This is a genomic window from Streptomyces sp. NBC_01669 (assembly GCF_026339735.1).
Classification (GTDB): Bacteria; Actinomycetota; Actinomycetes; order Streptomycetales; family Streptomycetaceae; genus Streptomyces; species Streptomyces yanii.
The window spans coordinates 1,299,214-1,309,799 of sequence record NZ_JAPEQG010000001.1; the positions used below are offsets into that span (position 1 = coordinate 1,299,214).

The 10,586-nt window shown below is 64.6% G+C and carries 9 protein-coding genes, 1 tRNA gene and 1 pseudogene; 8 read left to right on the top strand and 3 right to left on the bottom strand.

Annotated elements, in window-relative coordinates:
* Nucleotides 1-153: 153 nt before the first annotated feature.
* From OG972_RS05820 to OG972_RS05830, 3 genes are all read left to right on the top strand, one after another.
* Nucleotides 154-1,239: a hypothetical protein gene (locus tag OG972_RS05820; RefSeq protein ID WP_266978900.1), complete on the top strand. Its 1,086-nt coding sequence runs from the start codon at nt 154-156 to the stop codon at nt 1,237-1,239.
* 67 nt (nt 1,240-1,306) lie between these two features.
* Entirely contained in the window at nt 1,307-1,819 is a 513-nt protein-coding gene (locus OG972_RS05825) for a hypothetical protein (protein WP_266978901.1), read from the top strand.
* A 140-nt stretch (nt 1,820-1,959) separates the two neighbouring features.
* Nucleotides 1,960-2,763 carry a hypothetical protein gene (locus tag OG972_RS05830; RefSeq protein ID WP_266978903.1) on the top strand — a complete coding sequence of 268 codons (804 nt, stop codon included), beginning with the start codon at nt 1,960-1,962 and terminating at the stop codon, nt 2,761-2,763.
* Between the two features lie 356 nt (nt 2,764-3,119).
* Here OG972_RS05830 and OG972_RS05835 read toward each other — a convergent pair whose 3' ends face one another.
* Nucleotides 3,120-4,862, bottom strand: a complete 1,743-nt coding sequence (locus OG972_RS05835; RefSeq protein WP_266978904.1) for a hypothetical protein — start codon at nt 4,860-4,862, stop codon at nt 3,120-3,122.
* Nucleotides 4,863-5,274: 412 nt separating this feature from the next.
* On the opposite strand from OG972_RS05835, the gene OG972_RS05840 reads away from it, so the two are divergent.
* The 3 genes and pseudogenes from OG972_RS05840 to OG972_RS05850 all read left to right on the top strand — a co-directional run bounded on the left by OG972_RS05840 (nt 5,275) and on the right by OG972_RS05850 (nt 8,157).
* Nucleotides 5,275-5,517 (top strand): helix-turn-helix domain-containing protein, encoded by a 243-nt coding sequence (locus OG972_RS05840; RefSeq protein WP_266978905.1) that lies wholly within the window; start codon nt 5,275-5,277, stop codon nt 5,515-5,517.
* A gap of 6 nt (nt 5,518-5,523) precedes the next feature.
* Nucleotides 5,524-6,136 (top strand): annotated as a pseudogene (locus tag OG972_RS05845) (IS630 family transposase).
* An 803-nt stretch (nt 6,137-6,939) separates the two neighbouring features.
* Nucleotides 6,940-8,157 (top strand): site-specific integrase, encoded by a 1,218-nt coding sequence (locus OG972_RS05850; RefSeq protein WP_266978907.1) that lies wholly within the window; start codon nt 6,940-6,942, stop codon nt 8,155-8,157.
* A 98-nt stretch (nt 8,158-8,255) separates the two neighbouring features.
* On the opposite strand, the gene OG972_RS05855 is transcribed toward OG972_RS05850, so the two are convergent.
* A tRNA-Pro gene (locus OG972_RS05855) sits at nt 8,256-8,329 on the bottom strand.
* Nucleotides 8,330-8,457: 128 nt separating this feature from the next.
* On the opposite strand from OG972_RS05855, the gene OG972_RS05860 reads away from it, so the two are divergent.
* Together OG972_RS05860 and OG972_RS05865 are read left to right on the top strand one after the other, a co-directional pair.
* On the top strand, nt 8,458-9,159 hold the full coding sequence (locus tag OG972_RS05860) for a transketolase (RefSeq protein WP_266978909.1): 702 nt from the start codon (nt 8,458-8,460) through the stop codon (nt 9,157-9,159).
* A gap of 68 nt (nt 9,160-9,227) precedes the next feature.
* Nucleotides 9,228-10,124, top strand: coding sequence for a transketolase family protein (locus tag OG972_RS05865; protein ID WP_266978911.1), 897 nt, complete (start codon nt 9,228-9,230; stop codon nt 10,122-10,124).
* An 83-nt stretch (nt 10,125-10,207) separates the two neighbouring features.
* On the opposite strand, the gene OG972_RS05870 is transcribed toward OG972_RS05865, so the two are convergent.
* Nucleotides 10,208-10,585 carry an MmcQ/YjbR family DNA-binding protein gene (locus tag OG972_RS05870; RefSeq protein WP_266978913.1) on the bottom strand — a complete coding sequence of 126 codons (378 nt, stop codon included), beginning with the start codon at nt 10,583-10,585 and terminating at the stop codon, nt 10,208-10,210.
* Nucleotide 10,586 lies beyond the last annotated feature (1 nt).

Sequence of the window (10,586 nt, forward strand, 5' to 3'; positions counted from 1 at the left end):
GTGCGCATTCGAGTATCACCTACCATAGCTGTCCTTATGGTAGGTGAGCCCGATAGCCTTGGATCATGACGACTCACCGGGACCGCACCGCCGCGTCCGCCCCCGCGGACCACACGGCGCACGCCCCAACGGCCCCGCGCAGGGCGGTTACCGGTGCCTGAGCACAGCACAGGCTTCACCGGCGCCGTGCCGCCGACGCCGCGCGGCCCCGAGTACTGGCAGCGACCTGCCGGACCCGTCTCCGCGGACGCGGGCGGACAGGTACACTTCCCGCCGATCGCCAACGGCCTAGACTACCTGCTGAGCGCCACCGAACATCTCGCACCCGACCCGGTCTCGGAGCGGGCGCTGAAGTACGCCATCCTGCACCTCGCCGCCGGCGCCGAGGTCCTGCTCAAGGCCCGACTCCAGTTGGAGCACTGGTCGTTGGTCTTCAAGGACCCGGGCCAGGCCACCCGCAAGGCCCTGGAAGGCGGCACGCTCACCAGCTGCACCCCCCAGGAGACGCTGCAGCGGCTGCGCGACATCGCTGGCGTGGTCATCGACGACAAGGACATGCGGATCCTGACCCAGCTGGCGCAGCACCGCAACGCGCTGCAGCACTACGGGCTGACCGGGCCCACGGCGACCGTGGGATCGGTGGAAGCGCGTAGCGCCGCGGCGCTCGACTTCCTTATCCGATTCCTCGACGAGGAGCTGCTTCCGGCACTCACCGCGGAAGAACTCGTCGCTGTACAGGATGAGATGACCACCATCCGCGGAAAGCTCGAATCGATTGAGAGTTTCGCGAGGAAGCGGTTGAAGCGTCTGCGCGCCGTGCTTGAGCCAGTGCGTGCGAACACCGTACGGTGCGGCGAATGCTTCCAGTTCGCCCTCGTCATCGGCGGCCCCCGGCCGCGCTGTCACTTCTGCTGGAGCAGCCCGCCCCTGGCCTACACGCTCGCCGTACACGCCTTGCTCGAGCTGGGACGGCGCGTGCCCGACGCGGCCTTCGAGCACGTGCTGACGGGGAGCGGGAGTTTGGGGGAACGCTGCGACCGCTGTGGGTGCGACACCGTAATGCACGGGGTCATGACCGCGGCGTACGACGATGCGGACGGCGGCCTAGTCGCCCTGTGCTTCTTCTGCGCCGAGGTCTCGCCCACCAAGCCGACGTGCCTAGTGTGCGGTGCGCGCTTCGAGCCGGGCCGCAGCGAGCTCGGCTGCCCCTCCTGCGTGCGAGAGTCGGAACAACAGTGAGCGAGCCGGGCCGCACGACTACTTCGCCCTGCTGGACGCCGGCGCCGACGAGGTAGGCCGCCTGTACGTGGCGGGCGACGGCGTCACCGCGATGCTGCGAGGCAACGCCGAGCAGTGGCAGAAGGAGGCCCGCCAGCGCGGCGAGCTCGACGCATGCACCCTGCTGGTGCTCTCCGACCGGCTGACCGAGCAGGCCGACCGGCTCGATGGACAATTCCGCGACCACGTGGACACGCAGACGAGCCGCGATTACCGGTCTGCCGCTTTCTCCGAACTAGGCTCCGGGAGTCATCCGTTGATGCTGAGACGCTCCTTGCGGAGCGTGAGGCAGACTGTGGCGGCGATGCCTGCTGCGACGACGAGGGATCCGGCGAGGGCCAGCAACTGGCTGTTGGAGGTGACGACGCCAGACCAAGCGAAGATCGCAGCACCAACGGAGAGTTCGCCGGCGACCATGCACGCAATCCCCTCGCCCGCGGACCAGCGGGAGCTCTGTGGCGTGAAGAGCGTGGATACCTCGCTCGAGGTTTTCTTGATCATCGAAGACTCCTGCGAACCGGATTGGGTTGCCACGGCGTGAATGTGAAGGCCGCTGCCGTGTCCTCAACGGTTCCAACACGGCGCCGCCAAGTCCAGGCTTTCAAGTCTTCGGAGTTCACTGTGAAACCCGAGACATGAAACCCTCCACGCACATATCGTGGGCCAATTATGTTGTGGCCTATGAACGTTGTTGCGCGGAGAAGCACGACTCCTCCGGAGCGCCCACCGTGGACTTGGGTTGAAGCGGTGCCGTCCTTCCACGACGGCGAAGAGGACTGGCAGTCAGACCAGCTCGTTGCCGTTGGCAGGAAGGGGTACCCGCCCCGGTTTCGGATCGCGATCACGTGCAGGACGACGGACACGGCTGTGTGCGTCCCGGTCCACATTGTGACCGGCGGGTTCACGGTGCCCGACCTTCAGGTGACCGCGCATTGCCCGGAGGGCTATGCCACTGCGATCCCTCCCGTCATGAAGGGGCGATACCCGTTTCTGGCCAGGGCGCTCATGATGGTGCCGGACTCGGTGGAGGTAGCACCCGACGGTACGTGGAGCTGGGTCCCCGCCAGCTGGGGCTGGGGCGGCCCCATTCCTGAGCGGGCCGTCATGAGTAAGGCTGAAGTACGGTCTGCGGCGACACCTGAAATGCTCCGCGAGATGAACGAGAGAGATAGACGCGAAGAGGAACTCTTCTCCGACATCAAGCGGCGACTCTCCCCAAAATGGAAACGAGACATCGTTCCTCGGCTGAAAGAATACGCCGACTTCATGGTGATCCGCGGCATCTCCCGCGCCGAACTCGCTGCCGAAATCGAAGTCCGGGAGAATATTTCGCGGTCGGAAGCACACAAGCGCCTCGCGCTTGCGGTTGAGATCGGCTTCATCCCAACTCGCGACGGCCACGCTCCCTTCTATGAGTCGTCCCATTGGACTCTGAGCGCACAGAAAGAAGGAGTGATCATCAATTCTCGACCCCGAGGTAGCTAATTGGGGAAGTTCAGACTTCCTACATCTGCCTCAAGGGGCCTTCGCTTCGCTAGTGCGAGCAGCGATCTGCTCAAAGAGAGGTATTCCTAGAAATACGGAGAATTCTTTCCGCTCTTGCCTCGAGTCGAGCGCCAAGCCAACCCTCGCGTTCAGCCTCTTCGATCCGGTCATCAAGTTTTTCGTGAATCTCGACCGGACGAGACCTGTCTGCAACGTCAATGATGAGAACTGGGCAACGGATAAAGGCTTCTCCGCACTAAGTTGAGCCGAGCCGTCGGGACTCCGCCAACCGCATCGCAGCGGTCGCTGATGGCGGTCCCAATTGCAGTAGCTGCGGGACAACCCAAAGCAGGTATTCAGATGGGCGCATACTCGATTTCCGTGCTTGCCCAAGTCCCAAGCTTGGCGACCACAACGCCTACCTCGTGCTCCACAGAATCCCCCAACCTTACATAGCGGATCGCTGCAGACAATGACTCGGCGAGCTCGGGGTCTTCAACTTCCACGGCAAACGCACGCAGGGCACGGAGTTTAGGCACACTGCGCATCCCGCCACTAATCGCGTCGATGGCCTGCCGCCCTGCCCAGCAACGAACCTGAGCTGCTGTTACACAGGGCTGGCCGTCGTACGCCCAGACCCGCTGAAACCGTGCAGCGGCAAGTCCATAGTTGTCGCCATCTCGATCGACTGGATCCAGGAAAGCGCGCAGGAGCGATACTGGGCCACTCAGGATGTGCCAGCCATCTTCGCGCTTGGCGTTAAGGGTGAGAGTCTCGACGCCGTCGGGAATTAGGGCGGATATTCCCCCCACCAAGACAGTCAATAGCGAACCTTCTGGCGCTTCTAGATGAACCGTCCAGGAATCCTGATGCTCCTCCAGGAAAATTTCTTGGCAGCCCATGCCTGACATTCCCACACTCAGCATGACGGCTGGAGATATTCCAAAAGAACGATAATTGGTCGCATCGACAAGGTTCATGTTGTCTAGTTGATTCAATGCAAGCGTGAGGCCAACGAGACACCCCATGGCGCTTTCACAAGTTTCGATGATCTCATCGATCAGTTCACCCCAGGAAAGCGACCGAGAGCCGGACTTAATCTCTACATGCACCCCGTCGTCCAGATAGCGCACCATTCGATGCGCTTGAGCTGTGCGCAAATCTAGGTTGAACCCACCTAGCAAATCCTCCATCGCGGGACGTGTGCGAGCACTGCGCAACAGATCCGTTGCATTATCTTGCCGGAGCTTATCGTAGGGCCTGGATTTTTGCCCCGCCGCCGTCAGAAGGGAAATTGCGACTAGCTGCCCTGCCCCCTCCACCAAGGTCGCAGCGATATCAACCAGAGATCGTCCCACTTGGCGCGGTATTCCGTCATTCACTGCCTGCGTGACCTGAGAGGATGCGTCGAACAGGTCTAGTATCGCTGCCTCATAATCAGATTTAAAGTGAGGACTCACCGTCAGACTCGAAAGGAGCTCAGGATTCCGGGAAAATTTTTCGAAACTTCCCTTTACGATGCACTCAAATCTATTCTCGTCTCCGTGTGCGATCATCAGGGCCCGCTGTAGGGCAAACTGCAGACCGCCCCCATGCCCATACTGAGGGGGAATTCCGAGGATTCGCGCAACCTCAGTCTCGGCTAGCACGCTAAGCTCCGTCAGGTCTGTTGCCCCCAATTCCACCATTGACTGCTGCAGCAACACAGCCATCTGATCTTGGAAGCTATCAACCTCCAACAGCTCGTTGAGCCGGTTAACCTTTTCCATGTGCATACCCAGGACGTCACCAGAGGCGTCCATTCGTTTCTGCGCAACATCTGCGTGACGCTGCGCTTCTAGCGGCGTAGGCGCGTCTAGCGCAGATAGATATGAACTTACTGTCTCTACGAGGTGCTCAATGCATGCTCTCGCGCCGTCCACCAAGGGTAGGTACGGGCGATGCCGAACAGCGGCGGATACCAGCGCGCGCTCATTCACCAGTTCCTGAACGACATCTCGAAGAGTCTCGTCGGACCCGGGAAGGGCTTGGCTTGCCGAGCGAACGGCAGCGAAGAATCGATAGAGCCATGCCTCTAGTCGCCTGACCAGCATCTCCATTTCAGCAGCTTGAAACGGACTTGGAGGTAGTTCCACTGGAGAAGAGGTCAGCAACTCGGCTGTAGCGCGTATCGAAGCCCGACGCGCCGCGGCGCGACGATCTATCTCCCACGGAGCAGGGCGTGCTCCACAGTCGGCGCAGTCAACACCGCGAACTCGCTTGATCCCGCACCTCGCGCACAAGACAAGGTCGTAGGACAAACGGAATCGCAGTTGGTTCTCTGAACTAGCCATGTGCTTCTCCCGGTTCGAGGGTTGGCTGCACTCAGGGAGGCGGCTCCCACGGGCATCATCTCGCGAACGAGAGGGGAGGACAGGAAGATTTTCATGCGCGTAGGTGAGCACGTCCACCAGCTACTGGCAGCAGGCTATTGATCCGAAACGCCTTGGGTTCAGGCTCGTTGGTGTGTGAGTGATCTGGTGGGGGGACGCGCGGACCTGGTCGCCGGACGCGCAGGAGGCCGTGCGGTTACTGGCGGTGTCGGCGCTCGTGGAGGGCCGGGACCGGATGGAGGTTGCCGCTCTGTTCAAGGTGTCGGTCAGGGCCGTGGACAACTGGTGGGCGAGGTGGCAGGCCGGCGGGCGGGACGCGCTGCTGTCCCGGTCGCGGGGCCGGCGCGCGGGTGAGCATCAGGTTTTGTCCGAGGTCGAGTAGGCCGCCGTGCGGCAGGCTGTCCTCGATCACACCCCGTCCGGCCTGGGGCTTTCGGGCCAGCTGTGGACGCGGGGGCAGATAGGCCGGCTGATCTTCAAGCTGTACGGAGTCCGCTTCACCGAGCCCGGGGTGGGCAAGTACCTCAAGCGCTGGGGACTGACCTTCCAGCGGCCGGACAAGCGGGCCGTCGAGCAGGATCCGGAAGCGGTCCGGACGTGGCACGAGGAGACCTGGCCGGCGATCCGGGCCCGGGCGAAGGCCGGTGACGGCGAGATCCTGTTCGCCGACCAGGTCGGGATCCGCTCGGACCAGGTCACCGGCCGCACCTGGGGTATGAAGGGGAGGACTCCGGTGGTTCGTCGCACCGGGAACCGGTTCTCCGTGAACGCGATGTCCGCGATCAGCACCAAGGGCCGGATGCACTTCATGGTCTTCACCGAGTCGTTCGACGCGACGGTCATGTGCCGCTTCCTCAACCGCATCGTCGGACACTTCGCGGAAGGTCCACCTGATCGTCGACCGGCACTCCGCCCACCGCTCGAAGACCGTCCGGGCCTGGCTCGCCGACCACGAGGATCAGATCGAGCTGCACTTCCTGCCCTCGTACTCACCGAACTGAACCCGGACGAGCTCGTTAACGCCGACCTCAAACGCAGCCTGCCCCACACCCACCGGGCCAGGAACCGGACCGAACTCGCCGCCGAGACCCGCAGGTTCTTCCACCGCCGACAACGCCAACCCCACGTCAGCACCGGCTACTTCAAAGCCCCCCACGTCCGCTACATCCTCGACGAGTGAACCCAATGAGTTTCTGATCAATACTGCGTCATCGGGAACATGAAATCGGCGTATCTCCTGATACTCCAGTCGCGTATGCGAAGGCTGGCGCATACGACGAATCTCATCGCAAACGGTAGCCACCTCCGGATATCTCGTAGCAGGCGAGGGGAACATAGCCGCACATCGCCGGTTAGCCAAACCGGCGTTTGCGCGGACGATTGTTGTCCACCGTTTACTCCGAGCACCACGCCGGATCGATCCATCTGCGAGCAGCGACACCTGCCGCCGACGGATTTCCCCGGAGTCACTTTGGTGCTCCATACCACCCGGAGATTCACCACACTTGCCCACCGAACCGATAACAGCCTACCCAGACCGCCATCCGCGCACGAATAGTGTGGACGATGCCCCTTTCGTCCAAGATGACAGCAGGTCTTCCCTCCTGGCTAACGCCTGGTATTCGACGAGCGACCTCGCCACCTGCCTGCGTGTAGATTCCTCGACCCTGCGCCGTTGGCGCACCGCTCGGCCTCCCCAGGGCCCGCCGTTCGTCGCCGTTTCGGAACGCGTCATCATGTACAGCGCGCTCGACGTTGAGGCATGGCTGCACAGCCACCGGACCGTCCCGCGCCGAGAAGCCTGATGGCCGAGAAATCCGTTGTACCGGTGGGTGTCCGGCTCACCACCGACATCGAGTACCGGCCTGATCGCCTAACCCCCTACCGTGCGCGAGTCCGCTGGTTCGATCCGGCTACGAAGCGCCGTCTGTCCCTGTCGGAAGGAAAGGCGGACGAGGACGAAGCACAGGAGTGGCTCCAGTCCATTATCGAAGCCGCGGAGGCAGGACTGTCCCCGTCACTCGCCACCATGAAGCTCGCCGAATACGGTGATGCGAACATGGATCTCGCCCTGCGCGGACTGGAGTTGAAGACACTCGACCCATATCTCGCGGGCTGGCGTACTCGTGTCGTCCCCGCCCTGGGCCATCTCCCGGTCCGAATGATCACTAACGGCGTTGTCGACCGCACCGTGCAGAACTGGATCGCCGACGAGCACAGCCGCTCAACAGTGAAGAACACCATCGCCGTCCTGGTCCGCGTCATGGAGCAGGCTGTCCGTGACGGCATCATCAAGGTGAACCCCGCTCGGGTCACCGGCTGGCAGAAGCTCTACAAGCAGGCCGAGGACGAGCTCCTCGACCCACGCGCGCTGGCCCTCCCCGACTGGGAGACGCTCATCGCACTGGCCGACGCACTCGTCGCCGCATCCCACGACCAGTACCGGGGGTGGGGAGAGGTGGTCACCTTCGCCGCGTGCACCGCCGCACGAATCGGAGAGATCTCAGGCTGTCGCGTCGGGGACATCGACACGACCCAGTGGATCTGGACCGTGCGGCGCCAGACCACACCCGCGCCCGGCGGACTGACCGACAAGGGCACCAAGGGCAAGCGGGCCCGCAAGGTTCCCATTGTCGAGGAGATTCGCCCTCTCGTCGCCCAGCGCATCCTGTCGGCCGGCCCCGATCCCGACGCCCGACTGTTCACTGGCCCACGAGGCGGACGCATCTCCACCGCCGTCCTGCGTGACGCCACACACTGGGACGACGTAGTCACCAAGCTCGGCTACGAACATCTGCGCCGCCATGACCTCCGGCACACCGCATTGACCTGGTTCGCCGACGCCGGAGTCCCCGTACACGTCCTTCGCAGGATCGCCGGCCACGGTTCCCTGACCACCACCCAGCGCTACCTGCACCCCGACGTACACAAGATCACGGCAGCTGGCACAGCACTCTCCGCGCACCTCAGCGTGCTCCGCGCACCGCGCTCCCTGCCGAGCCCGATCGTCATGACCCGCTGACCCGGTCAAGGAGGCTGGTCCCCAGCTGGTCCCCAGAAACGACTCAGGGCCGGTTTCGGATTGCTCCGAAACCGGCCCTGACCTGCGACTGTCTCCAGTCGGGACGACAGGATTTGAACCTGCGACCCCTTGACCCCCAGTCAAGTGCGCTACCAAGCTGCGCCACGTCCCGATGCTCGCCTGACCTGGACTTTCCCCCCTGGCCGAACGCGCATGAGAACAATACCGCACTTGAGCGGGTGCTCACGAACGCGTTTCCCTGCTTGACCTCAACCATTCTTGAGGTTGAATGCTGCACCCATGACGACCAAGACCGCCGCTCCGGCGCACACATACCGTGACCTGAACCGCCTGATGAGCCTGATGACCGGCGACGAGAAGCACGGCCCGGCCGCCACCTCCACCCTCGACGCCCTGTGGGTTCTGTACGACCAGGTGCTGCGCGTCACCCCCGACACCGTCAAGGCCCCGGACCGGGACCGGTTCCTGCTCTCCAAGGGGCACGGACCGATGGCGTACTACGCCGTCCTCGCCGCGCACGGCTTCCTCGACGAGGAACTGCTGCCCGGATTCGGGGGGTACGAGTCACCGCTGGGGCATCATCCGGACCGCATGCTCGTCCCCGGCGCCGAGATCGGCAGCGGTTCGCTGGGACACGGATTGCCGCTGGCTGTCGGCAGTGTGCTCGGGCTCCGGGCCCAGGGGCTGACCCGTCCCCGGGTCTGGGTGCTGATCGGGGACGCCGAGCTGGACGAGGGCAGCAACCACGAGGCGATCGCCTACGCCGGTCCGGCCGGACTCGAGCAGCTGCACACCCTGGTGATCGACAACGCCTCCGCCACCTTCGGGTGGCCCGGCGGCATCGCATCCCGGTTCGAGGCGGCCGGCTGGTCGGCCGAGACCGTGGACGGGCACGACCACGAGGCGCTGTACGCGGCATACACAGCACCGCATCCCGGGCAGCCGCGGGCCGTGGTCGCCCGCGTCTCCCCCAAGAACTGACCCTCGCACCACCGCACACCACCGCACACCAGCGATTCAGCGATTCCAGAATGAGGGAGAACCAACCCATGGACACCATGCGTGACCGCTTCATCACCACCGCGTCGCGGTTGCTGGACGACGACCCCAGGCTGGCCGTGGTGCTGGCCGAGATCAGCCGGGACGGCTTCGACCGCGCCGAGCGCGCCCATCCGGACCGGGTGATCAATGTCGGAATCCGGGAGCAGCTGCTGGTCGGCGCGGGGGCCGGACTGGCACTGACCGGGATGCGACCGATCATGCATACGTTCGCCCCGTTCCTGGTGGAGCGGCCCTTCGAGCAGGTGAAGCTCGACTTCGGGCATCAGGGCGTGTCCGGGGTGCTGGTCAGCGCCGGAGGTTCCTACGACTGGCCCGCCGGCGGCGTCACCCATATGGCGCCCGGCGATGTCGCGCTGATGGACACCCTCGACGGCTGGACGGTTCAAGTGCCGGGCCACCCCGACGAGGCGGAGGCCCTGCTGCGCCAGGCTGCCGTCGGGGAGGACAAGATCTACTTGCGGCTCTCGCTCCAGCAGAACGAGCGGGCCCGGGCGCTCGGCGCCGGGTTCACGCCGGTGCGGGAGGGGAGCAACGGGGCGGTGATCGCCGTCGGCCCCATGCTCGACAACGTCCTGGCAGCGACGGACGGCCTGGATGTGACGGTGCTGTACGCGACAACCGTGCGCCCCTTCGACGCGGGGGGACTCCGGCGCGCGGTCGGGGGCCGGGAGACGGCGGACGTGGTGATCGTCGAGCCGTACCTGGCGGGCACGTCGACGGGCGCCGCCAACGACGCGCTCGTCGATCTGCCGCACCGGGTGCTGGGGCTCGGGGTGGGGAAGGCGGAGCTTCGCCGGTACGGACAGATGGACGAACACCTCGCCGCACACGGCTTGGATCCGCACGGGCTGCGGGAGCGGATCACCGGCTTCCTGGGCGGCTGACCGGGGCAAGCGGCAGCCTCATCCGCCGCCGGCGCCCTTCCGGATCTGCGCCCGACGCGTCCCGCTTCCCGGTCCGGAAGCGGTCAGGCGGCACCCTCGCCGTCGACCGCGGCCCAGCCCAGCTCCGGATGGGCGTCCTGCAGTTTTCGGGGTGCCGCCTGGCGCCAGGAGTCGGCGAGGATCGCCGTCAGTTCGTCCACGTCGTCCAGTGCGGCGAGCCGCACCCGAAGCCACGCGTAGGTGTCGTCGTGGCCCTCGCGCGTGAAGAACTTCTCCGGCTCGGCGGCGATCAGCTCCGCCCGGTCCTCGACCGGGCACTTCACGCCCATCGTCGCGTCGTCGTCGCCGAGCGCGGCGAAGATCTTCCCGGCCACCCGGAATGTGGGCTGCCCCCAGGCCAGTTTCTCGGCTGTGTCGGGCAGGGCAAGCGCGATGGTGCGGACGTCGTCGGCGGTGGTCATC

Coding starts and splice junctions, on each gene's coding strand:
- OG972_RS05830 (WP_266978903.1), top strand. CDS start 1,960: ATGAACGTTGTTGCGCGGAGAAGCACGACTCCTCCGGAGCGCCCACCG.
- OG972_RS05835 (WP_266978904.1), bottom strand. CDS start 4,862: ATGGAGATGCTGGTCAGGCGACTAGAGGCATGGCTCTATCGATTCTTC.
- OG972_RS05850 (WP_266978907.1), top strand. CDS start 6,940: ATGGCCGAGAAATCCGTTGTACCGGTGGGTGTCCGGCTCACCACCGAC.
- OG972_RS05860 (WP_266978909.1), top strand. CDS start 8,458: ATGACGACCAAGACCGCCGCTCCGGCGCACACATACCGTGACCTGAAC.
- OG972_RS05865 (WP_266978911.1), top strand. CDS start 9,228: ATGGACACCATGCGTGACCGCTTCATCACCACCGCGTCGCGGTTGCTG.
- OG972_RS05870 (WP_266978913.1), bottom strand. CDS start 10,585: ATGACCACCGCCGACGACGTCCGCACCATCGCGCTTGCCCTGCCCGAC.